Genomic DNA, 24,011 nt, shown 5'->3' with positions numbered 1-24,011 from the left:
GCGTTGCCCGCAAGGGTTTCAACGAACGCCAGGAATCCGTGCAAGCCCTCTGGACGCACCGGGCAATTCTTTGTCGACCATCGCAACGACCTCCGGCCTTGCGTCGCGAGGATGCCCGGAGTGGAACGGCGGTGCGGGATCGTATTCGATTGCCAGTTGGGTGAATTCGGCGGCTTGTTGTCCCCGCATCTTCGCGGCAACGCGAAGTGCGAAATCGATCCCGGCCGTCACACCCCCGCCACTCATGAAGCGACCGTTATCGTCCTCCACGAAACGATCGGGCACGCCGATCGCGCCATACTCGGCGAGCTTGTTGACGAAGGCCCAGTGACACGCACTTCGTTTGCCGTTGAGGACACCGGTTGCGGCAAGCACGAGCGATCCGTTGCAAACCGACGTCACGTGTTTGGCGCCGTCGGCCAGACGCCGGATCTGCGTCAGATAGTCCGGACGCATCGGCGCCGACAGATCGGACCCGCCGGGCACCAGAATCAGATCGGTCTTGTCGATGTCGGCCAGGCGTTCGGTGTTGCCGTAAACAACCCCGAACTCAAGCGTCACGTTGCCGCCTTTAAGACTTGCATAGCGCACGTTCGTATTCGGCAGCCGATGAAAAATCTCGCTCGGGCCGGCGAAATCGAGAAGCGTTCCTCCGTCGTAATTCACGATCAGAATGTTCAGCGGCTCGTTCGGGGCAAGTTCGCCTCTGCTACCCGCCTGCGCGAAAGCGGGGTTCGGGCGGCCAAGTAGCGCGCCGCCTCCTACGACGGCACCCAGCGCGGCGAGGCCGCCGAACTTGAGGGCGTCGCGACGGGAATGGCCGGCTTTGCCGAGTAGCTCCCCCTCAGTGATACTTTTGCTCTGGTCGGTCAAGATCATTTCTCCTTGCACTGCGGCCGTAACCAGGCGCACCTGGGGCGGGCCAACTAAAAGAACCGCCACGGCGCATGGTCTGGCGGACGATATCGGGATTGCGGGATTGCGGGATTGCGGGATTGCGGGATTGCTGGATTGCTGGACTGCGGGATTGGGAGATGCCGCGATGGCGAGTCGGCGCGCCGATGGCGCATGGACGTCGACATCGGGCAACGAAAACTCAGAGCTGCGAGGCTCCGCCATCGACGACCAACTCGGTGCCGACGACGTAGGAGGATTCGTCGCTGGCGAGATAAAGCGCCGCGTACGCGATGTCGTCGGCCTTGCCCATGTGTCCTACGGGAATGGTTTTCGCGAGTTCCACCTTGAGATTGCGGACATCCTCGTCGGCCATACCCCACTTGCCGATCAGAGGCGTTTCCATCGCGCCGGGTGCGATGGCGTTGAAGCGGATCCTGCGGTCGAGAAACTCGTAGGACCAGCTACGGGCAAGCGATCGCACAGCGGCCTTCGCTGCTGCGGTAAGCGAAATGCCATGCTTGCCGGTCTGGTCGACGAACGACGTATTGAGGATGAACGATGCACCATCGCGCAACACGGGCAGTACGGCCTGAAGCGTGAACACAACGCCTTTGACGTTGACGTCCATGATGTCGGCGTACAGGGTTTCGTCGATGTCGTCGACGGCGGAGGGGAAAGCCCACCCGGCATTGGCGAATACGACGTCCAGTGTGCCGAATGCCGCTTGCACCTGCGAGGCAATGGCTTGCATGTCCTTGAGCGAGCGAACATCGCCCTTGAGGACCAGTGCGTTCTCGCCAAGCTCGGCCATTACGCGTTCAAACACGGCTTCGTCGCGACCGGTGACCGCTACGCGGGCGCCTTCTGCGAGGAAGCGCTTCGCGGTGGCAAGACCGATGCCGCTCGTGCCGCCCGTGATCAATGCCGACTTGTTGGTAAGTCTCATCTTCATGTTCCTTTCTTTGCTCGTGATTGACCCAGTGAAGGACCCGGGACGTCGTCGCATTTGCGTCGTTCCGGCCTGATTCGGGAAAATTATGCGAGCCGACGAAGATGGCGCAAAGGTCTTATAACCCTTAAAAAACGTCACACAAAGGAACGCAAATGTGACGCCATCGGCACAACACTGGCGTCGTTGCTGGCGGGAGCTACGAGATCATCTTTGAAGGGGCTTGGCGCCGCGTAGGTGCGTCATGGTGACGCAGAGGCAGTCGATGCGCTCGCGCCTGCTGCGTCTCCTGCTTTCATGGAGGCGAGAGTCAAGTCTGCGCTCGCAAACGAAAAACGAAAAACGCCCAGATGGTCACGTCGGTGCTGATAAGTGCTTAGGTGCGCTTCGCGCACAGGCACCTCGTCGATCCCGAAAAATTACAAAACGGTAATCATCGGGTCACTTTCGGGTCAGAAGCCCAAGCGCAGAATGGGTTCACCCTTCGCAACATTGTCGAAGGCTGGCCGAACTGCCCCAGTTGCGGGTGCAGCGGCCTCCGACCCTCAAGGTGAATATCATGAAAGTACGCTTCTCCGCACTGCTGGTTTCCTGCGCAATCGCCGCACCGTTCTCCGCTTTCGCTCAATCGGCGACCGCCAACGACGCGCCGCTCACGCGCGCTCAGGTTCAGGCAGACCTCGTTCGTCTCGAAAAAGCGGGCTACCAACCGTTTGTCGGCGACAACGACTATCCCGCCAATATCCAGCGAGCCGAGGCAATCGTTACGAAACAGGACGCGCAGCCGGGTAACGGCCAGGTCACGAGCGCCGCAATCGAAACCGGCGCGGGTACCGGCATCAGCACCGGGAATCAACCGACAAACCCCGCCAACGGCCACTCGCTCTATGCGGGGAGCTGATGTCAGCGGTTTGACAGGTCATGACGTCGCCTCAGTAGGATTTCGGCAAGCCCAGTGCCTTCTCGGCAATGAAACACAAGATCAACTGCGGACTGACCGGGGCGAGGCGCGGAATCCATGCTTCGCGCATGTATCGCTCGACGTGGTATTCCTTCGCGAATCCCATGCCGCCGTGCGTGAGAATCGCGTTCTGGCAGGCATTGAAGCAAGCCTCACCAGCGAAATACTTGGCGGCATTCGCGTCGGCCGCACAGTTGCTTTTCGCGTCGTAGCGCGACGCCGCCTTGAGCACCAGCAGATTGGCGGCTTCCAGTTCGATCCACGAACGCGCGAGCGGATGCTGAATGCCCTGATTCTTGCCAATCGGCCGATCGAACACGACCCGCTCGTTCGCGTAGGTCGCCGCCCGCTGAAGAGCTGCGCGCCCCAACCCTACCGCTTCGGATGCGATCAGAATGCGCTCGGGGTTCATGCCGTGCAGGATGTATTCGAAGCCTGCGCCTTCCTCGCCGATCCGATCGCTCACCGGGATACGAAGCTCGTCGATGAACACCTCGTTCGAATCGACGCACTTGCGGCCCATCTTCTCGATCTCCCGCACCTGAATTCGCGTGCGATCGAGGTCGGTGTAGAAAAGCGACAACCCTTGCGTGCCTCGGGCTTCCTCGATCGGCGTGGTGCGGGCGAGCAGCAGAATCTTGTTCGCCACCTGTGCGGTAGAGATCCACACCTTCTGCCCGGACACGACATAGTGATCGCCGTCGCGCACGGCCCGCGTCTTGAGCTTGAGCGTATTCAGACCGGTGTTCGGCTCTGTGACCGCAAAGCAGGCCTTGTCCTTGCCGGCGATCAACGGCGGCAACCAGCGCTGCTTCTGCTCCTCGGTGCCGAATACGACGACCGGATGCAGACCGAAGATGTTCATATGCACGGCGGAAGCACCCGACAACCCCGCACCCGTCGCCGAGATCGTCTGCATCATCAATGCGGCTTCGGTGATCCCCAGCCCGGCGCCGCCATAAGCCTCCGGCATGGCGATGCCCAGCCAGCCCGCATCCGCCAACGCGCGATGAAAGTCGTCCGGGAAACCGCCTTCGCTGTCCTTGCGCAACCAGTAATCGGCATCGAACGGCGCGCACACGCGCTCAATGGCGTCGCAGATCTGTTGCTGCTCTTCCGTAAGGTCAAAATTCATGTCTGTTCCTGTTGTTCATTGACTGCCCGGGTGACCGGCGGGGTCAGCCCTTGCCCATCGCACCGGACACCTGAAGCGCCGCAATCTCGGCAGCGGTGTAACCCAGTTCCCCAAGGACTTCGGCCGAATGCTCCCCCAGCCCCGGCGCGGGAGAGGGTTCGGTGCAAGCGGTACGCGACCATGCCGTCGGATTGCCCGGCGTGCGCAATCGACCTTCGGTCGGATGCTCGACCTGTCGGATGAACCCCACGGCCGACAGATGCGGATCGTCGAGAAGATCGCGCGGCGAGTTCATCGGCATGTTGGGAATGTCGGCGGCGTCGAGCAGGACACGCCACTCGTTCGTGGTCCGCTCGCGCATGAGCCGGGCCACTTCCGCATAGACCTCGTCGATGTGCTGTGCGCGATTCGTGTGCGTCGAAAAACGTGCGTCGCTCTCGAAGCGCTCGCCCTCGCCGATCGCCGCGAAGAAGGCGCGCCACTGCTTGTCGTTGTAGATCAGCACGCAGAGGTGCCCGTCCTTCGTTTCGTAAGGCCTGCGGTGCTCGGTCAGCAGGCGCGCGTAGCCGGGGTCGCCGTTCGGCGGGTCGAAGCTGAGACCGCCGAGGTGATCGCCGAGCACGAACTGGGTCATGGCTTCGAACATCGGCACCACGACCGATTGCCCGATCCCGGAGCGCTCGCGCTCATAGAGCGCCGCCGTGATCGCATACACGGCGTGAAGCCCGGTCACGCGATCGGCGAGCGTCGTGGGCGCATAACGCGGTGTCTGCGCACCGGACTGGCTCATCAACCACGGCAAGCCCGACGCGCCCTGAATGAGGTCGTCATACGCCGCACGGGCCGCGTTCGGTCCGTCCTGCCCGAATCCGCAACAGGAGACGTGAATCAGCCGGGGGTTCGTTGCCTTCAGGGTGTCGTAGTCGAGTCCGAGACGCCCCAGCGCCTTGGGCCGGATGTTGGAGATCATCACATCGCAGCGCTCGACGAGCTTCGCCGCGACCTCACGGCCTGCCGGCACCTTGAGATCGAGCACCACACTGCGCTTTCCCTGATTGGCGTGCAGGAAGATATGCCCCATGCCCGCATGGTTCATCGGCCCGACGTGACGCATGTTGTCCCCCTCGGGAGACTCGACCTTGATCACGTCGGCCCCGAGTGCGGCCAGAATCTGCGTGGCAAACGGTCCCATGATCACCGACGTCAGATCGAGGATCCTGACGCCGGCAAGCGGCCCACCTCGCTCGGTGCTCATGAGCGCACCTTCAACGTCGCGCCTGGCGTTACGCACGTCCCTGACTTCATCTGCCTTCTCCATGACTTCGGTGTTCTCGCATCGCCGCCGACGTGCTTCTCGGCAGATCGATGCCTGATAGATCGAACGGGGACGACCCCGTCATAGTGGAAAGACCCCGAGAATCACGCATGCGATCGTCATCACGACCGATGTCGCGAAAAGGAACGGGATCGCGAATTTCTGGTGTTCGGCCAGGTCGATGCCGGCGAGACCGACGAGCAGGAACGTTGCCGGCGTCAAGGGACTGACAGGGAAACCGGTCGTCATCTGGCCGAGCAACGCGGCCTGCGCCACCTGGATCTGCGGCACACCCAGTCGCTCCGCAGCGCCGGCCACAACGGGCAGCACGCCGAGATAGAAGGAATCGGGGTCGAAGAGAAGACTGAGCGGCATCGAAATCAGGCCCATCACGAACGGAATGTGATGCGCCTGTCCGGCGGGAATCAAATGCACGGCTTCGCTTGCCATGGCATTCAGCATGCCGGTCCCGGACATGATCCCGGTGAAGGTGCCCGCCGCCAGCAGGACACTTGCCATCATCAGTGCGGCAGGCGCGTGAGCATCCACCCGGCGACGCTGCTCGTCGGCGTTGGCGTAGTTGATGAATAGCGCCACGACGGTTCCGAGCATGAACATCACGACCGGATCGACCTTGCCGGTGATCATCGTGCCCATCACGACCAGCGTCAGCACGAGATTCGGCCAGAATCGCCGGGGGCGGCGCAACGCCAGTTCCTGCTCGGACAGTTCGCGCGTGGGAACCACGAACGGCCGGCCATCGTGCACGAGCCCCAGCCGGCGTTCCTCGCGCTTGCCCAGCAGATAAGCGATCAAGAGCACGAACACCAGACCGACGCCCTGAACGAGCAGCAGCGGCGCGAAAATCTCGGCGGTCGGAATGTGCAGCGCGACCGACGCGCGAATCGTGACACCCGCCCAGGGCAGGAAATTCACACCGGCGCCCAGCGCGGCCATACAGACGAGCAAGCGCTTGTCCATGTTCAGGCGCTCGTACACCGGCAGCATCGCGGGAATCGTCACCAGGAAGCACACTGCGCCGGAGCCGTCGAGGTGAATGAGCAGCGCGAGTAACGCGGTGCCCATCAGAATGCGAGGGGGACGCGCACCGACGAGCCGAAGTATCCGGCTGATGATCGGATCGAGCATGCCTGCGTCGGTGAGCACGCCGAAGAAAATAATGGCGAAGATGAACATGCCCACCACGGGCGCGACGCTGGTAATGCCTTTGAGAATGAAGGTCGTGATTTGCAGGCCAAAACCACTGACCACCGCAGCGACGACCGGCACGGCAATGAGCGCGGCGAGCGGCGACATGCGTTTCGTCAGAATCAATGCCAATAGCGCCAGCACCGAAATGAGTCCGGTTAGTGCAAGCATTTGTCTCCCCCAGGGGGTTTATTGTGAAGATGGACCGGAATCACTCTTGCGGCGATTCGGCAACCGGAGACCGTCGCTGTCCCGGCGGCGTGTCTGGCGGCTTGAAAAGTGTGTGGGATTGGGTAAGATTCGTCCAATACATGTTTTGTCCACTTTGATACGAATTTCGTCTCACCATGATCCCCGGTCGCTTACTGACACAGTTCATTGCCGTCGCGGAAGAGCTGCACTTTGGGCGTGCCGCCGTGCGGCTGCACATGGCGCAGCCGCCACTGAGTCAGGCGATCAAGAATCTGGAGGAAGTGGTGGGGGTGCAGTTGCTCGCCCGCTCGAAGCATTCCGTGTCGCTCACGCCGGCGGGGGGGGCCTTTCTGGAGGAAGCGCGAGAACTTCTGGCGCATGGGCAGCGCGCCATCGACACGGCCCGCCGGGCCAGCGAGGGGCTTATCGGCAGGATTACCGTCGGCTTCATGGGGTCGGTGAGCTACGAGTTTCTGCCCCGCATACTGCGCGACTTTCGCACGAAGTTTCCTGCCATTCACGTCGATCTGCGCGAGCAGACTTCGGTTGAGCAAATCGAAAGCCTGCACGCGAGCAAGATTGATCTTGGCATCGTTCGCGTGCCGCTGAACAACGCCTCCGATCTGAATATGCGCATCGTCGAGGTGGAGCGGTTCATTGCCGTGCTGCCGAGAAACCACCGACTGGCGGCGGCCCGAACCTTGCGCCTCGAAGATCTGGCAGACGACTCGTTTATCGTCTTTCCGGCCAACAGAAGTCCGAGCCTGCACGCCAAGTTTCTGATGGCGTGCGACGAAGCCGGATTCAGCCCACGAATCGGCCACAATGCGTGGCAGATGGCCAGCATGGTGAGTCTTGTCGCCGCAGGCATGGGCGTTACGCTACTGCCCGCGCAGGTAAGAAACAGCCCACACAAGGGCGTGGTGTACAAGGAACTGGCGAACGACTCCGCGCACCTCCGGCTCGAAATCGCGGCCGCCTGGCGTCCCGACGATATCTCTGCCGGCGTTCACTCCCTGCTGTCGATTCTGGGTCAATCTGCGTCGAGTCCGGTTTGAAGCGACGCGATTGATCAGGCGTGAGTCAGCCCGCCGAATTCATGGATCAGAAAGTCGACTAACAGCCGAATCCGCGGAGGAACCGGATTGCCGGGTGCGAATACGACATACAGATCAATGCGCGGCATCGGATAAGACGGGAGCAAGCGGACCAGACGGCCGGCGGCGAGGTCCTCGCAGACGTCCCACTCCGCTTCGCAGGAGATCCCCTCTCCGGCCAGCGCCCATTCGCGCAACATCGCCCCATCGGCACTGCCCAGCGTGCCGCTTACGCTGACGTCCACAAAGCCACCTTGCTGCAGGAACCGCCATGGGCCGGGGACGCGATGGCGTCGGAACAGACGAAGGCAATTGTGGGCCCTCAGTTCTTCCGGGGTTGCCGGGCTGCCACGTTGCGTCAGGTACGACGGCGCCGCCACCAGCAGCATGTCAGACGTGGCGACTTTACGCGCGACCATGCCTTCATCGCGAGGTAAGCCGAAACGCAGCGCGACGTCGCAGCCATCAAGCATGTTCTCGATGCCGGCATCGGACAGGAACAGCGTGATTTCAAGGCCCGGATGCAGACGCGCGAATTGCGCCAGCAATGTCGATAGCTGACGACGCCCCAAATCGGATGGCGCACCAACGCGCAACAGTCCACGCGCTACCGTGCCTCGGGAAGAGACTTCTGACTCGACATCACGCACCGACTCCAGAATTGCTGCCGCACGCTCGTACAACAACTTTCCTTCGTCGGTGAGATGGAAACGTCGCGTGCTGCGATTCGCAAGACAAACCCCCAGGCGCGTCTCCAGTTGTCGCAAGCGTCGGCTGACCGCAGCAGGCGAGGAATGCAACGCCACTGCCGCGTGCGAAATGCCGCCGCTGTCGACAATCGCCTGAAAAAGCTCAAGTTCGGAAATCGAGTCCAAAACCGCCTCCTGCCGAGTGACCTGCCTCGGGCCAACGCTATTTTCACCGGAAAGGATGCTAGCACCGCACGCCCCATATTTCCACTAATCGGAATAAACCCATGCAGATTGATGGGTTTCGGCGAGATAACGAGCGATTCAAACTGAAGGCTCGATCCCGTCATTTCCGAATTCTGCAAATATGTCGTCTTCTCCCTCTCTTCAATCCGGTGCGTTGAAAACCGCTACCGCGCCTGCATCGCAAGGCGATGGGAAACAGGCGGGACTTCTCACCGGGCTCGGGCTGACCGCATGGCTGGAGTTCTACACCTTCGATGCCGTCAATCTCGTGCTGCCCGACATGGCGGGCTCGTTTGGCGTATCGCAGGACGAAGCCAGCTGGCTCTTGATTACCTTCAGCACATCGTTGTTTCTGGGGGTGGCCGTTTCCATCTGGCTCGCCCGCCACATCGGCTATTTGCGCTACATCCTGGGCAGTATCGTCGTGTTTGCGGTGGCGTCGCTGGGATGTGCGTTCGCCACCGATTTCGGCGCCATGCTGCTATGGCGTGCGGTGTCTGGATTTGCCGGTGCAGGTCTTGCGATGTGGTGGCGAGGTAGCGTCTATCTGCTGATTCCTCGCCCGCGACGCAGCGTCTCGATGATGCGCATCTCCATGATGATCTATCTGTCGACGGCACTCGGATTGCTAGTGAGCGGATATGTCACCGACCAATACACGTGGCGGCTGCTTTTCGTGCCGAATATCGTCGTCGCCGTGGCCGCCATCTGGCTGCTCACACGACACTTCCCGAAGGTTGTCCGTCCCACTGACATACGCTCCCGGGGAATCGACGTGCCCGGACTTCTCCTGCTCGGCGTAGCGCTCGTCTGTGCGCAAATCATGATGAGTCGGGGACAGGCGAAAGACTGGTTCGGCTCGTCGGAGATTCGGGGACTGGCATGGGCGGGAATGTCGGCACTCATCCTGTTCGTGGGATGGCAACGACATCATCGCAACGACAGGCGGCTGCATCGTCTTGATCTGCTTCGACACCGCGATGTCATGGCTTCCATTGTGCTCGGGGTGGTTGCCGGCATCATCGTGTCAGGCAGCACGTATGCGCTGCCGGAATTTCTGCGCACGGTTTATTCCCCCCGTCTCGATGCCACCCACACAGGACGTGTTCTCTGTGTCTATGCGCTGACGGCTGCGGCCATTCGGCCACTGGTCACACGATCGGTCGCCAAGTTCGGGCCACGAAAGGTGCTTGCCTTTGCGTTTGTGCTTCTGACGATATCCATGTCGCTGATGTCGCATCTGATCACGACCACCACGCCATATGAATATTTCGCGTTGCCGCTGATCCTGTATGCCTTCTGTCTTTCGCCAGTCCTGTCGGCACTCGCCAGCGGCACGGTGGCCCGATTGCCGCAAGAGGTACAGCTCGATGCGGTCGCGGTGTACATGACGTTCCGACAATTCGGGATGTCGCTGGGCGTGACCCTCGTGACCGTCGTACTGGCGTGGCGGGAGCAATTGCATTCGAGCCGGTTGTTCGACTTCCTTTACGCAACGTCTCTGCAAGTCGATGAATGGATGACATCCGCGACGGCGATGCTGATTCAGCGAGGGGTGTCGGAGATGCAGGCGCACACTATGGCGCAAGCACTATTGGCAGAAACAGCGATAAGGCAGGCGAGAACGCTCGCCTATGCCGACGCCTTCATGTTCATGGCGGCGGTCGGGCTGTTGGCGCTGTGCTTCGTTCCCTTGATGGCGCCTGCACAGGTCACGAAAAAGGCGCTCCATCAAACGACTAATGGATAAGCAATGAGTGAAACAAAACGGGTACTGGTCATCATGGGCAGCACGCGCGCAGGCCGAAACTGCCCGACCATCGCACGGTGGGTCGTCGATGTCGGCCAGTCGAGCACGGATTTTGCGTATGAGATCGTAGACCTCAGCGCGTGGCATCTTCCGCTTGACGACGAGCCGGGATTGCCCGCGAGCGGAGCGCCCTATGCGCAGCCGCACACACGCGCATGGAGTGAGAAAATTTCCGCCAGCGACGCCGTGATTTTCGTCACCCCCCAATACAACTGGGGCTATCCGGCCGCGCTGAAAAATGCGATCGACCACCTGTATGACGAATGGCGAGAGAAGCCGACGGCCATCGTGACATATGGCGGGCATGGCGGAACGAAGTGCGCCAGTCAACTGCGAGAGGTCGCTCAGGCGCTAAAGATGCGCGTTGTGGCGACGGCCCCGTCGATCACCCTGTCCGACGATGTGATCCGTCACGGCGGCACCTTGCATCCGGCAACAGATTTCGCAGACGTAGCTTCCAGCGTCGAACAAGCGATGATCGACCTGGCGAATCTGATGCAGTGAGCCGCCGCGGGAAATCCGATTAGACAAACGAAAAACGCCCCGATGGGGCGTTCCGTAACTACTTGTACTGCAAGGATTTTTTTGGTCGGAGCGATAGGATTCGAACCTACGACCCTCTGATCCCAAATCAGATGCGCTACCAGGCTGCGCTACGCTCCGACGAAAGAGGACGCATTTTAGAGGGTTCTTTGCGCCGCGTCAAATCGTCGCGCAGATTCCGAGCATTTTCCCGATATCGGCTGCACAATCATCGGGCGCCACTCGTCCTGCCGCCCCGCCGACGGTCACGCCGCCGCCACGAAAACCCGCCATAGTGGGAGGTTCACCATGTCAGAACCCGTGTCGATGAACCTGATTCTCTGGCGTCACGCCGATGCCGAAAACCTGCCCGCCGCCCTCGCCCTCAGCGCTCAGGCCGATCTCGCCCGCGAACTCACCGAACGTGGCCGCAAACAGGCCGAAAAGGCCGCGCAGTGGCTTCGCCCCCGTCTGCCCGACGACGCCGTCATTCTCTCCAGCCCCGCCATCCGCGCCGTCCAGACCGCCCAAGCCCTCACGCCCACCCCACGCATCGTGCGCGACCTCGCCCCCGGCGCCAACGCCGTCTCCCTGCTCGGCGCCATCGACTGGCCAGGCACCGCCCAGACCGTCGTGCTCGTCGGCCATCAACCCGCCCTGGGTCAACTCGCCGCCCTGCTGCTCAGCGGCCAGGAAGCGTACTGGACCGTCAAGAAAGGCGGCATCTGGTGGCTCGCCTCCCGCCGTCGCGAAGACGAGAGTCAGGTCGTGGTGCGCGCCGTCGTTAACCCCGATCTCATCTGACAAGATTTCACCACTGCACCAGCGCCCCCTAAAAACGTCGCAAAGCCCCGTCGTTCGGGCAATGTAAGGCGCCATATTAAGGAGTTGCCTCATGACAACGGGCGTTTTGTCATAGAATTGTCGCCTACCGTTCACGGAATCGACATTGATGCTTTTTAAAGTACGTCGCAACGCGACCGTCACAAAAAGGGCTTTTATGCGCGACCTGCCGAACCCCACCATGCCGCTCTCTTCGCTGACCCCCACGTCGCGGAGGCGTCTTCCTCGCCCTGAAACGCCTGTCAAACCGAATCTGGCTGTGGCGTGGGCACGCGACGAAAGCGAGCTTCGTGAAGCGCAACACCTGAGATATCAGGTCTTCGCCGAAGAAATGGGCGCGTCGGTCAAAGGTCCCGCAGGCCTCGACGTCGACGAATATGACCAATACTGCGACCACCTGATCGTGCGCGATCAGGATTCGCTCAAGGTCGTCGGCACCTATCGCGTATTGCCCCCGTCTCAAGCCAAGCGCCTCGGCCGTCTGTACTCCGAAGGAGAATTCGACCTCTCCCGCCTCGACCATCTCCGTCCGAAGATGCTCGAAACCGGCCGCTCGTGCGTGCACACCGACTACCGCAACGGCGCCGTCATCATGGCACTGTGGAGCGGTCTGGCCGAGTACATGCTGCGTAACGGCCTGGAAACCATGCTCGGTTGCGCCAGCGTGCCGATGGCCGACGGCGGTCACTATGCGGCCAGCCTCTATCGCAAGCTGCAAGACACCTCCATGGCGCCGTCCGAGTACCACGCCGTACCCCGCATCGCCCTGCCGGTGGACGAACTGCAATCGACACTCGACGTCGAGCCGCCCGCACTCGTCAAGGGCTACCTGCGCCTCGGCGCCCGCATCTGCGGCGCACCGGCCTGGGACCCCGACTTCAACACCGCAGACTTCCTCACGCTGTTCCGTCTGTCCGACATGAACCCGCGCTATGCGCGCCACTTCCTCGGACCCGACCTGGTAAGCAAGCTTCAACAAGCCTGACAGGCAACCATCCCCCCCAAAGTATTCAGTCCCGGGGTCAGACCAACAGGGACGAAAAAGCCCGGCAAATGCCGGGCTTTTTGTTTCGAACCACCGTCTTGCAGTAACGCTCGTCAGCGCCTCAGGCGTACACCACCTTGTAGCGCATGCCGATCTTCTCCCACTCCTGCGCCTCACGCTGCAAGCTGTAGTCGGTGAGCGGGTTGGCATCGATCCACTGACGGGGCACCGACACCTGAAAACCGTCGGCAAGGCGCTCGACGTCGATACTGTCGGGCAAGGCATCCGTGCGACGACGACAGAACAACACAGCGAGTCGCAGGCAGAACAGCAGTTGCCAGTCGACCTGCTGCGCCTGCGACGCCAGCTTGCCCAACTTGCCAACATGCCCCAGCAGCAACTCCGCGAGACGCGCCTGATCGGGACGCGAAAAGCCAGGCATATCGGCATTGCTGCCGATGTAGGCCGAGTGCTTGTGGTACGCGCTGTGTGAAATCGACAGCCCCATCTCGTGCAGCGACGAGGCCCAGTTGAGCAATGCCTCGCCTTCCTCGCGTCCGTCGCCCTGGGCGTCGTCCGACGATCCGCCAGCCGCCACGTCGACCGGCAATTGACGATACAACGAGATCGCCAGACGCCCGACCCGCTCGGCCTGCGCACGATCCACGCCGTAACGGCGCACGAACTGCTCTACCGTCACTGCCCGCATGTCCTGATGCTGCGTGCGGCCCAGCAGGTCGTACATCACGCCCAGACGCAGCGCGGCGTCTGTCGTCTCCATATGGTCGACTTCGAGTTCGTTGAAGACGGACAACATGATCGACAGACCACCCGGCAGCACCGGAATACGGTCCTGCTTGAGCCCGGCCAGCTTGAGACGGTTTGCGTTCTCCGCCTTGATCAGCGCGCGCTTGAGGCGTTCGAGCCCGCCGCGCGTGAGACCATGCACACCACCATCGTTAAAGCCGTTGGCTTCGAGCAGTTCGGCCAGCGCGCGCGCCGTGCCGGACGAGCCGATTGCCTGCGACCAGCCCGCTTCACGATACGTTGCCGAAATGATCTGAATTTCCCGACGCGCCGCCAGTTCGGCCTGCTTCATCGCGTACTCGTCGACATTGCCGCTGGGGAAGAACAGACGGCTGTGACTCACGCAGCCGATGTACAGGCTCTCCATGATCAACGGCTCGTAGTCCTGCCCAATGATGAATTCCGTCGAGCCGCCGCCGATGTCCACCACGAGACGATTGCCCGGGCACGTGGGCACCGAATGCGCCGCGCCCGCATAGATAAGACGCGCTTCTTCGCGTCCGGCAATCACCTCGATAGGAAAGCCCAGCGCGCGCTGCGCTTCACCGAGAAAGTCCTGTGCGTTCTTGGCGACACGCAATGTGTTCGTGGCGACCGCGCGCACCTGATCGGGATGGAAGCCGCGCAGGCGCTCGCCGAAGCGCTTGAGCACGTCCCAGCCGCGTTGCTGCGACGGATGATCGAGATACTTCTCAGCGTTCAGGCCAGCCGCCAGTCGAACCGGCTCGCGCAGCGCATCGACCTGATAAATCTGCGTGCCGGCGGACGTTTCTTCCACGCGGCCGATGATCAGGCGAAAACTGTTCGAGCCGAGATCGACGGCCGCTAACAAGGGCGATGGGGTACTCATGTGGGGGTGCGCCTGAGCGAAGAATGTCGAATTACCCGATGCATAACTTTAAAAGCATGACGAGCACTCGACAAATAAATGACGAATAAGTTACAAATCGAATATGACACGTCGTTGACAAATGTGAATGTCATATAACTGTAACAATACGGATGAAGAATTCACGCCAATCCCATGTCTTTCGCACGTTCAATATGAATTACCCGTTGCTCAACCGTGAGCTCGGCATTCTTGCGTTCAACGAACGCGTGCTTGCCCAGGCGGCCGATCCGGCCACGCCCTTGCTGGAGCGCCTGCGCTTCGTCTGTATCGTGAGTAGCAATCTGGATGAATTCTTCGAGATCCGCGTCGCCGGGCTGAAGGAGCAGATGCGCGAGAATCCGGGCATGCTCACGCCCGACGGCATGACTTTTCAGCAAGTTTACACGCAAGTCTGCGCACGGGCACAGGCACTCGTCGAAAAGCAGTATGCAATGTTCGACAGCCTCCTTCCCTTGATGGAAGCCGAAGGCATCGCCTTTCACCCGTCCGGCAGCTGGAACGACGCCCAGGTGGAATGGGCGCGCGACTATTTCATGCGCGAACTCGTGCCGGTGCTCACGCCCATCGGGCTGGACCCCGCGCACCCGTTCCCCCGCGTGCTCAACAAGAGCCTGAACTTCGCCGTCGAGCTCGAAGGTAAGGACGCTTTCGGCCGCGACGCCGAACTCGCCATCGTTCAGGCCCCCCGCGCCCTGCCCCGTCTGGTGCCGATGCCGCCGGCGCTCGCCCCGCTGCCCAACAGCTTCGTGCTGCTCAGCTCGCTCATGCTGCGCTTTTCGAGCGAACTGTTCCCCGGGCTCACCGCCAAGGGCTGTCATCAGTTCCGCGTCACGCGTAACAGCGATCTGTTCGTCGACGAGGACGAAATCACCAATCTGCGCACCGCGCTGCAAGGCGAACTCCCGGCGCGTCACCTCGGCGACGCCGTGCGCCTTGAAGTCGACGCCGGCGCCCCGGCACGCCTCGTGCGGCGCCTCCAGACGGAGTGCGGCCTGACCGACTCGGATTGCTATCGCGTCAAGGGCCCGGTCAATCTGGTGCGTCTGATGCCGCTGCCGGAAATGGTCGACCGCCCGGACCTGAAGTTCGTGCCGTTCGTGCCGGCGCTGCCCAAGCGCATGAGTGCGTCGCCTGCGATGTTCGATCTCATCGATCAGGGCGATCTGCTGCTGCATCATCCGTACGACAGCTTCCAGCCCGTACTCGAACTGCTGCTGCAAGCCGCGCGCGACCCCGATGTCGTCGCCATCAAACAGACCATCTACCGCACCGGCAACGAATCCGCGCTGATGGACGCGCTCATGGAAGCAGCACGCAACGGCAAGGAAGTCACCGTCGTGGTGGAACTGCTCGCGCGCTTCGACGAAGAGACGAACATCAACTGGGCCGCTCGTCTCGAAGCCGTCGGCGCACACGTCGTCTACGGCGTGGTCGGCCATAAATGCCACGCCAAGATGCTGCTCGTGGTGCGCCGCACCCGCCAGGGCAAGAAGACGCACCTCAAACGCTACGTCCACCTCGGCACGGGCAACTACCACCCGCGCACCGCGCGTCTGTACACGGACTTTGGCCTGATGACTGCCGACGAAGCGCTGTGCGCCGACGTGCATGTCGTCTTCCAGCAACTCACCGGCATTGGCCGTCAGACTCATCTGAACGGCCTCTGGCAGTCGCCGTTCACGATGCACTCGCACCTGCTCGAAGCGATTCGCCGTGAGACGGAAGCGGCGGCGGCCGGCAAGAAGGCCCGCATCATCGCGAAGATGAATGCGCTGCTCGAACCGACGATCATTGCCGAGCTTTACAAGGCGTCGCGCGCCGGCGTGAAGATCGATCTGATCGTGCGCGGCGTGTGCTCGTTGCGTGCGGGCGTGAAGGATATGTCCGAAAACATCACTGTGCGTTCGATCGTCGGACGCTTCCTTGAACACCATCGCATCTACTATTTCTATGCGAACGGTGACGAGCATGTGATGCTCTCGAGCGCCGACTGGATGGAACGCAACTTCTTCCGGCGGGTGGAGGTGGCGTTCCCGGTGCGCGACAAGCGCCTGAAAATGCGCGTAATTCGCGAGGGGCTGATGGTGCATCTGCGCGACAACACGCTGTCGTGGCTGATGCGCCCCGACGGCAACTACGTGCGTCGTAAGCCGGGCAAGACGCCCTACAACAGCCAGATGGTGCTGATGCAGGAGATCGCACAGCACGTGCAGACAGGCAATTGAACGAGTGCCTGTCATGGGCACTGGCGGCGCAACGAGTAAGGGAGCGGAGAGTAAACGCTCCCTTTTTTATTGCCCGTTGCGTCGCCCCGCCAGCCCTCACGCTCGACAAAAAAGGCGCTCGACCATCAGATCGAACGCCTTCTCTACGACTGGCTCTGCGGAATTTAGTCGTTCACCGACACTTGCGACGGCGTATCGACCGGCGCCCGATGCACCACCCGTGTGGGCGGGAAATGGATGGCGAACGTGCTGCCGCGCCCTTCCTCGCTCGTCACGCGCAAGTCCGCCTGGTGACGCGTGAGCACGTGCTTGACGATGGCCAGCCCCAGACCGGTGCCGCCCGTATCGCGCGAACGACTGCGATCGATGCGATAGAAACGTTCGGTCAGCCGCGGGATGTGCTCGGCCGGAATGCCAAGGCCGGAGTCGATCACGGCAAACCGCGCGCCGCCATCGCTCGTCGGCCCCCATTCGATGCGGATCTTGCCGCCCTGCGGCGTATAACGCACGGCGTTGCTCACGAGGTTGCTGAAGGCGCTGTGCAACTCGCCCTCTGCCCCGCGCAGATCGACGCCTTCGGCGCCCGTCACTTCGATCACGTGCTGCCCCTGCGAGAGCCCTTCCGCGTCGCCGCGCAGAGAGCGCATCTGCATGCCCATGTCGATCCGGTCGTCAGACGGCGGCTTGCCGCTGCCTTCGAGCTTCGCCAGCGTGAGCAGATCGTTCACGATGTTCTGCATGCGCCCGGCCTGCTGACGCATGATCTCGACATAGCGCTGGATCTCGTCTGGCGACAGCGGCAATTCGCCGACGGTTTCCAGAAAGCCTGACAGCACCGTGAGCGGCGTCTTGAGTTCATGTGAGACGTTGGCCACGAAATCGCGGCGCATCGCATCGGTACGCTCGAGATCGGTCACGTCCAGCGAGATGATCAGCTTGCGGTTATCGCCGTACGGGAACACCTGCATCGACAGCACGTTGTTGCGCTTCTCGCCCATGTGATGCATGAGCAGCGCCTCGTCGTAGCGTTCGGAGGACAGGTAGTGCACGAAGGCCGGTGTGCGCAGGAGATGGGTGATCTGTTGACGCAGATCGCGCTTGGCGTCGATGCCGAAATGCGTCTCGGCGATCGCGTTGCACCACTCGATCTGATTTTGTTCGTCGAGCATGATCACGCCGTTAGGCGATGCCTGGATCGCCTGAATGAAGCGTGCGTGCTGTTGTTCCACCTGCTTGACCTGGTTATGCCAGCGTTTGGCCAGCTTGTGCAGCCGGTAGTAGATTTCGCCCCACAGCCCGATGGCGCTCGGCACTTCGCCGTAGACCGGCGCCTCGAGCAGGCGCCATAAGCGCTGGGCGTGATACACGTTGAAGCAGAGCTGTATCACCAGCAGGACGATCGCGGTGACGTAGCCTGCGCTCGCGCCGAATATCCAGCCGATGGCCACCGAAATGACGGCTTGCAGGATCAGGAACGCCAGCGCACGGGCCCAGATGATATTCATAGACGATGCACAGAAATTTTGCCGCTCGTCACCCGGCGGGTGGGAGCGGCATTGGCTCGGCAGGTGTCGACTGGGCGCGACTCGTGGGAGTTCAGACCGACTTCGTCAGACGATAGCCGCTGCCGCGTACGGTCTCGATCATAGCATCGTGCCCCGCCGGCTTGAGCGCGGCGCGAAGACGCTTGATATGCACGTCCACCGTACGTTCTTCGACGAATACGTGATCGCCCCACACCTGATCGAGCAACTGCGAGCGGCTGTGCACGCGCTCCGGATGCGTCATGAAGAAGTGCAGCAGACGGAATTCCGTCGGGCCGAGATCGAGCTTGATGTCGCCGCTCGCCTGGTGGCTCGTCACGCGATGCGTGGCCGGGTCCAGCTTCAGGCCATTCACGCTCACCACATCCTCGGTCAGCTGCGGCGCACGACGGCGCAGCACCGCCTTGATACGCGCCATCAGTTCCTTCGGCGAGAACGGCTTGGTGACGTAGTCGTCAGCACCGATCTCCAGGCCCATCACCTTGTCCTGCTCCTCGCTGCGCGCGGTGAGCATGATGATCGGCACGTGCTTGGTGCGCTCGTTCGCGCGCAGCTCACGCGCGAACGTCACGCCCGACTTGCCCGGCAACATCCAGTCGAGCAGAACGAGATCCGGCAGGACGTCGCTGATCAACGTGAGCGCCTGCTCTGCGTTGTACGCCCGGATCGGATAGTGACCCGCGTGTTGCAGATTAACGGAGATCAGCTCGGAAATCGCCGGCTCGTCTTCCACGATCAGAATGCTGCTAGGCATCGGTTCCCTCTCAAACCTTCAGTAATGTCAGGCGTCTTTTGCCTTATCGGTCTTACTCGCCCTGCACTTTGCGCTGCAAGTCTTCGCGCGAAATGTGCCGGACGTCGGTGCCTTTGACAATGTAAATGATGAATTCGGCGATGTTCTTCGCATGATCGCCGATACGTTCGATGGCCTTGGCGATGAACAGGAAGTCGAGGCCTGCGGAGATGGTCCGCGGGTCTTCCATCATGTACGTCACCAATTTTCGCACGAAGCCGCGAAACTCATTGTCGATGGCCTTGTCGTCGCGCACGATCTCGGCGGCGGCCACGATATCCAGACGCGCAAACGCGTCGAGCGTGCGGCGCAGCAATTGTGCGGCCATATCGCCGGAGAGCTTGATTTCGGCGAAATTCACGCTCTGCGCGGCGCCGTCTTCCAGCAGGTGACGGGTACGCTTGGCGATCTTTTCGGCTTCGTCGCCGGCACGCTCGAGGTTCGTGATGGTCTTCGAGATCGAGAGCAGCAGACGCAGGTCGCGCGCGGTCGGCTGACGGCGGGCGATGATCTTGCTGCACTCTTCGTCGATCTCGACTTCCAACGTGTTCAGACGATGCTCGTTGGCGATCACTTCGTCGACCAGCGTGCGGTCGAACGTGTTCAGGCCCTGCATCGCCGTGACGATCTGGGACTCGACCACGCCACCCATTTCGAGGACGCGCGAGCAAACCTGATTCAGGTCGGAATCGAACTGGCTGGAAAGGTGTTTATCGTTCATGTCGCGGGTTTCCTCGTGGCATCAACCGAAACGGCCGGTGATGTAGTCTTCGGTCTCTTTACGGTCCGGCTTGATGAAGATCTTCTCGGTCTCGCCGAATTCGATCAGCTCGCCCAGGTACATGTAGGCGGTGAAGTCCGAGCAACGTGCGGCCTGCTGCATGTTGTGGGTCACGATCACCACCGTGTAATCGTCCTTGAGTTCAGCGATCAGCTCTTCGATACGGCCCGTGGAAATCGGGTCGAGCGCCGAGCACGGTTCGTCGAGCAGCAGGACTTCCGGACGAATCGCGATACCGCGTGCGATACACAGACGCTGCTGCTGACCGCCCGACAGGCCGTAGCCCGACTGTTGCAGCTTGTCCTTGACTTCGCTCCACAGCGCAGCCTTGGTCAGCGCCCACTCCACGCGGTCATCCATTTCCGAGCGCGAGAGCTTTTCGAACAGACGCACGCCGAAGGCGATGTTGTCGTAGATCGACATCGGGAACGGCGTCGGCTTCTGGAACACCATGCCGACCTTCGCGCGCAGCAGCGCGATGTCCTGCTTGGCGGTGAGCAGGTTCTCACCATCCATGTTGATCTCGCCCTCGGCGCGTTGCTCCGGATACAGGGCGTACATCTTGTTGAACGTGCGCAGCAGCGTCGACTTGCCGCAACCCGACGGGCCGATGAAGGCCGTCACCTTACGGTCGGGAATGCGCAGGTTGATGTTCTTGAGCGCGTGGTACTTGTCGTAGAAGAAGTTCAGGTTCTTGACTTCAATCTTCGAGGGCAGCTTGATTTCTTGAGTCGGGTTCGTCATGGTCTGTCTCAACCTTCAGGTATGCGTTTAACTTGGCGTTATGTCGCGCGGCGCCGTCTGGCGTTGCCTTCGCCTTTACTTCTTGGCAAACAGCGTGCGCGCCAGAATGTTCAGGAACAGCACCCCGAGGGTGATGATGAATACGCCCGCCCAGGCAAGCGACTGCCACTCGACAAACGGGCTCATGGCAAATTTGAAGATGGTGACCGGCAGGTTGGCCATCGGCTGGTTCAGGTTCAGCGACCAGAACTGGTTCGAGAGCGCCGTGAACAGCAGCGGTGCCGTCTCACCCGCGATACGCGCCACCGCCAGCAGCACGCCCGTTACGATCCCTGCAATGGACGCCTTCAACGTGATCTTCACGATGATTCGCCACTTCGGCGTGCCCAGCGCGAACGCCGCTTCACGCAGGTTGTTCGGCACCAGCTTGAGCATGTTCTCCGTGGTACGGATCACGATGGGGATCTGCAACAGCGCGAGCGAGATGATGCCGGCCCATGCCGAGAAGTGACCCATCTGCGCCACGACCAGCGCGTAGACGAACAGACCGATCACGATCGACGGCGCCGAGAGCAGAATGTCGTTGATGAATCGCGTGAGGCTCGCGAGCCACGACTTCTGACCGTACTCCGCCAGATACACACCGGCCAGAATACCCAGCGGCGTGCCGACCAGCGTGGCCACACCGACCATCACCAGACTGCCGGCGATGGCGTTGGCCAGACCGCCGCCTGCCGTGTTCGGCGGCGGGGTCATTTCGGTGAACAGCGACAGCGACAGGCCGCCGATGCCCAGCGAGAGCGTGGTGTAGAGAATCCACAGCAACCAGATCAGACCGAAAGCCATGGCCGCGAGCGACATGGCGATCGCGAACATGTTCTTGCGGCGGCGATACGCTTGCAGACGCACACGGGTAAAGGCGTCGGTGGGCTTCACGGCAGGCGTTTCCAATTCGAGCGCTTGTTGGGTCATCATTATTTACCTTCGCTTTTCTCGAGGCGCAGCAGCATGAGCTTGGACAGCGCCAGTACGACAAAGGTGATGAAGAACAGGATCAGGCCGAGTTCCATCAGGGCCGCCGTATGCAGGCCCGGACCGGCTTCGGCGAATTCGTTCGCGAGTGCCGAGGTGATGCTGTTACCCGGCGAATACAGCGAGATGTTGTCGAGCAGGTTCGTGTTACCGATCACGAACGTGACGGCCATCGTCTCGCCGAGGGCACGGCCGAGACCCAGCATGATGCCGCCGATGACGCCCGTCTTCGTGAAGGGCAACACCACGCGCCACATCACTTCCCAGGTCGTGCAGCCGATACCGTAGGCCGACTCCTTGAGCAGCACGGGCGTGACTTCGAACACGTCGCGCATGACCGAGGCGATGTAGGGAATGATCATGATCGCGAGGATCACGCCGGCGGGCAGGATACCGATGCCGAGCGGCGGGCCCTGGAACAGCGCGCCGATGATCGGCACGTTGCCGAGCAGCGCGCCCAGCGGCTTCTGGAAGTACTGGCTGAAGATCGGGGCGAAGACCAGCAGGCCCCACATCCCGTAGACGATACTCGGAATGGCGGCGAGCAGCTCGATGGCGGTGCCCAGCGGTCGGCGCAGCCACACGGGCGAGAGTTCAGTCAAAAACAGGGCGATGCCGAAGCTCACCGGCACCGCAATGATCAGGGCGATGACCGACGTGACGATCGTGCCGTAGATGGGCACGAGCGCGCCGAATTGTTCTGCGGGAGGATCCCATTCCTTCGTCCACAGAAAGGCGAAGCCAAACTTCTCGATCGACGGCAGCGCGCTGATGATCAACGACACGATAATGCCACCGAGCAACAGCAGTGTAATGAGGGCGGCGGCGCGGGTGAGCAGCGCGAAGAGCACGTCGCCAACGGAAGACGGAGCGCGCTGTGCGCCTGGTGTTGCGAGGGGGCTGGTGGCTTCTGCCATGATGTCGTCTCAGCGTGAGCGCGCCGCCAGCCGTTGCCAGATCATGCTTCGGGCTTCGGAACAGGCGGCGCGGGTGTTGCCGGTATCAAAGCGCCTGACAACGCGGCATCGCATTGCCAGGGGCCTCATTGCTGGGCGCTTTAGACGCCAGCCTTGGCGGCCGACTCGGCAACCTTCGCCTTCCAGCCAGCACGGATCTGCTTCAGGACATCTTCCGGCAGCGAGATGTAGTCGAGTTCTTGAGCCGTCTGGGCGCCGTTCTTGAACGACCAGTCGAAGAACTTGAGCACGTCGGCGCCTTGCGCTTCCTTGCCGGCGTCAGCCTTCTGATGCACCAGCACGAACGTGGCAGCCACGATCGGCCACGAATCGGCACCCTTCTCGTTCGTCAGGATCTGGTAGAACGTCTTCGACCATTCAGCCTTGCCAGCGGCAGCGGCAAACGTCTTGGCGGTCGGCTCGACGGTCTTGCCGTCGGCGTTCGTCAGCGCCGTGTACGTCAGCTTGTTCTGCTTGGCGTAAGCCGATTCCACGTAGCCGATAGCGCCCGGCAGACGTTGCACGAAGGCGGCGACGCCGTCGTTACCCTTGCCGCCCGTACCCGTCGGCCAGTTGACCGTGGTGCCTTCGCCAACCTTGCTCTTCCACTCGGCGTTGACCTTCGACAGGTAGTTCGTGAACACGAAGCTGGTGCCCGAACCGTCGGCGCGGCGAACCACGGCGATGTCGGTGTCCGGCAGCTTGGCCTTCGGGTTCAGCTTGGCGATGGCCGGGTCGTTCCACTTCTTGATCTTGCCCAGGTAGATGTCGCCCAGCACTTCGCCCGACAGGACGAGTTCGCCAGCCTTCACGCCTGGCACGTTGATCACCGGCACGATGCCGCCAACCACCGTCGGGAACTGGAACAGGCCTTGCTTGGCGAGTTCTTCATCGGTCAGCGGAGCGTCCGAGCCGGCGAAATCGACGGTCTTGGCCTGGATCTGCTTGATGCCGCCCGACGAACCGATGCCCTGGTAGTTGACCTTGTTCTGGGTCGACTTCTGATAGGCGTCAGCCCACTTGGTGTAGATCGGTGCGGCGAACGTGCTGCCAGCGCCCGTAATCTCGCCCGCAATCGCGCCAGCGGCGAACAGAACGCCAGCCAGGCCGGCAATCGCAGTCTTCATCAGCTTCATGGATCTCTCCGAGTTGGTGTGGTACAGCGTGTGGATGGCTCGAAGAATAGATTCCGAATGTGACAGTAATGTGTCATCTTCGAAAGCTCACAACCGGAATGTCATGGAGTCGCCTCGGAATCGTCATATTGCATGCGAGTTGCCGGACGAACCCGATTTTCGGAGAGATCCAGAGTTGGCGCGGGTTTCGGAGTGATCCTAATGAAATCAGGGCGTTGGCAACCCTCAATTTCGGCCTGTGGCAGCGATGT

21 protein-coding genes, 1 tRNA gene and 1 pseudogene are annotated in these 24,011 nt (G+C 61.5%); 7 read left to right on the top strand and 16 right to left on the bottom strand.

The window, feature by feature from the left end:
• Positions 1-18 precede the first annotated feature (18 nt).
• Together PCA20602_RS22985 and PCA20602_RS22980 are read right to left on the bottom strand one after the other, a co-directional pair.
• On the bottom strand, positions 19-879 hold the full coding sequence (locus tag PCA20602_RS22985) for a DJ-1/PfpI family protein (protein ID WP_150723243.1): 861 nt from the start codon (positions 877-879) through the stop codon (positions 19-21).
• 217 nt (positions 880-1,096) lie between these two features.
• Entirely contained in the window at positions 1,097-1,843 is a 747-nt protein-coding gene (locus PCA20602_RS22980) for an SDR family oxidoreductase (RefSeq protein WP_150723169.1), read from the bottom strand.
• Between the two features lie 562 nt (positions 1,844-2,405).
• On the opposite strand from PCA20602_RS22980, the gene PCA20602_RS22975 reads away from it, so the two are divergent.
• Positions 2,406-2,747: a DUF4148 domain-containing protein gene (locus PCA20602_RS22975; RefSeq protein WP_150723168.1), complete on the top strand. Its 342-nt coding sequence runs from the start codon at positions 2,406-2,408 to the stop codon at positions 2,745-2,747.
• A 31-nt stretch (positions 2,748-2,778) separates the two neighbouring features.
• Here the strand turns inward: PCA20602_RS22975 and PCA20602_RS22970 are convergent, their stop codons facing one another.
• The 3 genes from PCA20602_RS22970 to PCA20602_RS22960 all read right to left on the bottom strand — a co-directional run bounded on the left by PCA20602_RS22970 (position 2,779) and on the right by PCA20602_RS22960 (position 6,637).
• Complete coding sequence (locus PCA20602_RS22970; protein WP_150723167.1) at positions 2,779-3,942, bottom strand: acyl-CoA dehydrogenase family protein; 1,164 nt, start codon at positions 3,940-3,942, stop codon at positions 2,779-2,781.
• A 43-nt stretch (positions 3,943-3,985) separates the two neighbouring features.
• Complete coding sequence (locus tag PCA20602_RS22965; RefSeq protein ID WP_150723242.1) at positions 3,986-5,197, bottom strand: CaiB/BaiF CoA transferase family protein; 1,212 nt, start codon at positions 5,195-5,197, stop codon at positions 3,986-3,988.
• Between the two features lie 141 nt (positions 5,198-5,338).
• Positions 5,339-6,637 (bottom strand): CitMHS family transporter, encoded by a 1,299-nt coding sequence (locus PCA20602_RS22960; protein WP_150723166.1) that lies wholly within the window; start codon positions 6,635-6,637, stop codon positions 5,339-5,341.
• A 176-nt stretch (positions 6,638-6,813) separates the two neighbouring features.
• On the opposite strand from PCA20602_RS22960, the gene PCA20602_RS22955 reads away from it, so the two are divergent.
• A complete protein-coding gene (locus tag PCA20602_RS22955) occupies positions 6,814-7,716 on the top strand; it encodes a LysR family transcriptional regulator (protein ID WP_150723165.1) in 903 nt (300 codons plus the stop codon).
• 14 nt (positions 7,717-7,730) lie between these two features.
• Here PCA20602_RS22955 and PCA20602_RS22950 read toward each other — a convergent pair whose 3' ends face one another.
• Positions 7,731-8,438: a substrate binding domain-containing protein gene (locus PCA20602_RS22950; protein ID WP_246182308.1), complete on the bottom strand. Its 708-nt coding sequence runs from the start codon at positions 8,436-8,438 to the stop codon at positions 7,731-7,733.
• A gap of 15 nt (positions 8,439-8,453) precedes the next feature.
• Positions 8,454-8,630: pseudogene (locus PCA20602_RS26240) on the bottom strand (helix-turn-helix domain-containing protein); the annotation flags it as partial.
• A 181-nt stretch (positions 8,631-8,811) separates the two neighbouring features.
• Between PCA20602_RS26240 and PCA20602_RS22945 the strand changes: the two are divergent.
• Positions 8,812-10,440 carry an MFS transporter gene (locus PCA20602_RS22945; RefSeq protein ID WP_150723163.1) on the top strand — a complete coding sequence of 543 codons (1,629 nt, stop codon included), beginning with the start codon at positions 8,812-8,814 and terminating at the stop codon, positions 10,438-10,440.
• Positions 10,441-10,443: 3 nt separating this feature from the next.
• Complete coding sequence (locus PCA20602_RS22940) at positions 10,444-11,004, top strand: NADPH-dependent FMN reductase (RefSeq protein ID WP_150723162.1); 561 nt, start codon at positions 10,444-10,446, stop codon at positions 11,002-11,004.
• A gap of 82 nt (positions 11,005-11,086) precedes the next feature.
• Here the strand turns inward: PCA20602_RS22940 and PCA20602_RS22935 are convergent.
• Positions 11,087-11,163, bottom strand: a tRNA-Pro gene (locus PCA20602_RS22935).
• Between the two features lie 186 nt (positions 11,164-11,349).
• Between PCA20602_RS22935 and PCA20602_RS22930 the strand changes: the two genes are divergently transcribed.
• Together PCA20602_RS22930 and PCA20602_RS22925 are read left to right on the top strand one after the other, a co-directional pair.
• A complete protein-coding gene (locus PCA20602_RS22930) occupies positions 11,350-11,826 on the top strand; it encodes a SixA phosphatase family protein (RefSeq protein WP_150723241.1) in 477 nt (158 codons plus the stop codon).
• 196 nt (positions 11,827-12,022) lie between these two features.
• A complete protein-coding gene (locus PCA20602_RS22925) occupies positions 12,023-12,850 on the top strand; it encodes a GNAT family N-acetyltransferase (protein ID WP_069344107.1) in 828 nt (275 codons plus the stop codon).
• A gap of 121 nt (positions 12,851-12,971) precedes the next feature.
• Here PCA20602_RS22925 and ppx read toward each other — a convergent pair whose 3' ends face one another.
• Positions 12,972-14,507: an exopolyphosphatase gene (gene ppx / locus PCA20602_RS22920; RefSeq protein ID WP_150723161.1), complete on the bottom strand. Its 1,536-nt coding sequence runs from the start codon at positions 14,505-14,507 to the stop codon at positions 12,972-12,974.
• A 152-nt stretch (positions 14,508-14,659) separates the two neighbouring features.
• On the opposite strand from ppx, the gene ppk1 reads away from it, so the two are divergent.
• A complete protein-coding gene (ppk1, locus tag PCA20602_RS22915) occupies positions 14,660-16,774 on the top strand; it encodes a polyphosphate kinase 1 (protein WP_150723160.1) in 2,115 nt (704 codons plus the stop codon).
• A 164-nt stretch (positions 16,775-16,938) separates the two neighbouring features.
• Here ppk1 and phoR read toward each other — a convergent pair whose 3' ends face one another.
• The 7 genes from phoR to pstS form a co-directional block, all read right to left on the bottom strand.
• Positions 16,939-18,279, bottom strand: coding sequence for a phosphate regulon sensor histidine kinase PhoR (phoR, locus tag PCA20602_RS22910; RefSeq protein WP_150723159.1), 1,341 nt, complete (start codon positions 18,277-18,279; stop codon positions 16,939-16,941).
• A gap of 91 nt (positions 18,280-18,370) precedes the next feature.
• Positions 18,371-19,072: a phosphate regulon transcriptional regulator PhoB gene (phoB, locus tag PCA20602_RS22905; RefSeq protein WP_150723158.1), complete on the bottom strand. Its 702-nt coding sequence runs from the start codon at positions 19,070-19,072 to the stop codon at positions 18,371-18,373.
• A gap of 52 nt (positions 19,073-19,124) precedes the next feature.
• Positions 19,125-19,832 (bottom strand): phosphate signaling complex protein PhoU, encoded by a 708-nt coding sequence (phoU, locus tag PCA20602_RS22900; RefSeq protein ID WP_069344103.1) that lies wholly within the window; start codon positions 19,830-19,832, stop codon positions 19,125-19,127.
• A 21-nt stretch (positions 19,833-19,853) separates the two neighbouring features.
• Positions 19,854-20,636, bottom strand: a complete 783-nt coding sequence (gene pstB / locus PCA20602_RS22895) for a phosphate ABC transporter ATP-binding protein PstB (protein WP_039397158.1) — start codon at positions 20,634-20,636, stop codon at positions 19,854-19,856.
• Between the two features lie 75 nt (positions 20,637-20,711).
• Positions 20,712-21,608, bottom strand: coding sequence for a phosphate ABC transporter permease PstA (pstA, locus tag PCA20602_RS22890; protein WP_150723240.1), 897 nt, complete (start codon positions 21,606-21,608; stop codon positions 20,712-20,714).
• Between the two features lie 2 nt (positions 21,609-21,610).
• Positions 21,611-22,585 (bottom strand): phosphate ABC transporter permease PstC, encoded by a 975-nt coding sequence (gene pstC, locus PCA20602_RS22885; protein ID WP_150723157.1) that lies wholly within the window; start codon positions 22,583-22,585, stop codon positions 21,611-21,613.
• A 140-nt stretch (positions 22,586-22,725) separates the two neighbouring features.
• Entirely contained in the window at positions 22,726-23,760 is a 1,035-nt protein-coding gene (pstS, locus tag PCA20602_RS22880) for a phosphate ABC transporter substrate-binding protein PstS (RefSeq protein ID WP_150723156.1), read from the bottom strand.
• Between the last annotated feature and the right edge of the window lie 251 nt (positions 23,761-24,011).

Source organism: Pandoraea capi (assembly GCF_902459735.1).
Lineage (GTDB): Bacteria > Pseudomonadota > Gammaproteobacteria > Burkholderiales > Burkholderiaceae > Pandoraea > Pandoraea capi.
Note: the sequence above shows the minus strand (reverse complement) of the source record. Positions and strands in the feature narration are given on the sequence as shown.

Excerpts from the sequence above, each read along its gene's own strand:
- PCA20602_RS22980 (WP_150723169.1), bottom strand. The coding sequence starts at position 1,843 with ATGAGACTTACCAACAAGTCGGCATTGATCACGGGCGGCACGAGCGGC.
- PCA20602_RS22970 (WP_150723167.1), bottom strand. The coding sequence starts at position 3,942 with ATGAATTTTGACCTTACGGAAGAGCAGCAACAGATCTGCGACGCCATT.
- ppk1 (WP_150723160.1), top strand. The coding sequence starts at position 14,660 with ATGAAGAATTCACGCCAATCCCATGTCTTTCGCACGTTCAATATGAAT.
- pstC (WP_150723157.1), bottom strand. The coding sequence starts at position 22,585 with ATGGCAGAAGCCACCAGCCCCCTCGCAACACCAGGCGCACAGCGCGCT.
- PCA20602_RS22930 (WP_150723241.1), top strand. The coding sequence starts at position 11,350 with ATGAACCTGATTCTCTGGCGTCACGCCGATGCCGAAAACCTGCCCGCC.
- phoB (WP_150723158.1), bottom strand. The coding sequence starts at position 19,072 with ATGCCTAGCAGCATTCTGATCGTGGAAGACGAGCCGGCGATTTCCGAG.
- PCA20602_RS22965 (WP_150723242.1), bottom strand. The coding sequence starts at position 5,197 with ATGAGCACCGAGCGAGGTGGGCCGCTTGCCGGCGTCAGGATCCTCGAT.
- phoR (WP_150723159.1), bottom strand. The coding sequence starts at position 18,279 with ATGAATATCATCTGGGCCCGTGCGCTGGCGTTCCTGATCCTGCAAGCC.
- phoU (WP_069344103.1), bottom strand. The coding sequence starts at position 19,832 with ATGAACGATAAACACCTTTCCAGCCAGTTCGATTCCGACCTGAATCAG.
- PCA20602_RS22975 (WP_150723168.1), top strand. The coding sequence starts at position 2,406 with ATGAAAGTACGCTTCTCCGCACTGCTGGTTTCCTGCGCAATCGCCGCA.
- pstB (WP_039397158.1), bottom strand. The coding sequence starts at position 20,636 with ATGACGAACCCGACTCAAGAAATCAAGCTGCCCTCGAAGATTGAAGTC.
- PCA20602_RS22925 (WP_069344107.1), top strand. The coding sequence starts at position 12,023 with ATGCGCGACCTGCCGAACCCCACCATGCCGCTCTCTTCGCTGACCCCC.
- PCA20602_RS22985 (WP_150723243.1), bottom strand. The coding sequence starts at position 879 with ATGATCTTGACCGACCAGAGCAAAAGTATCACTGAGGGGGAGCTACTC.
- PCA20602_RS22955 (WP_150723165.1), top strand. The coding sequence starts at position 6,814 with ATGATCCCCGGTCGCTTACTGACACAGTTCATTGCCGTCGCGGAAGAG.
- PCA20602_RS22940 (WP_150723162.1), top strand. The coding sequence starts at position 10,444 with ATGAGTGAAACAAAACGGGTACTGGTCATCATGGGCAGCACGCGCGCA.
- pstA (WP_150723240.1), bottom strand. The coding sequence starts at position 21,608 with ATGACCCAACAAGCGCTCGAATTGGAAACGCCTGCCGTGAAGCCCACC.
- PCA20602_RS22945 (WP_150723163.1), top strand. The coding sequence starts at position 8,812 with ATGTCGTCTTCTCCCTCTCTTCAATCCGGTGCGTTGAAAACCGCTACC.
- PCA20602_RS22960 (WP_150723166.1), bottom strand. The coding sequence starts at position 6,637 with ATGCTTGCACTAACCGGACTCATTTCGGTGCTGGCGCTATTGGCATTG.
- pstS (WP_150723156.1), bottom strand. The coding sequence starts at position 23,760 with ATGAAGCTGATGAAGACTGCGATTGCCGGCCTGGCTGGCGTTCTGTTC.
- ppx (WP_150723161.1), bottom strand. The coding sequence starts at position 14,507 with ATGAGTACCCCATCGCCCTTGTTAGCGGCCGTCGATCTCGGCTCGAAC.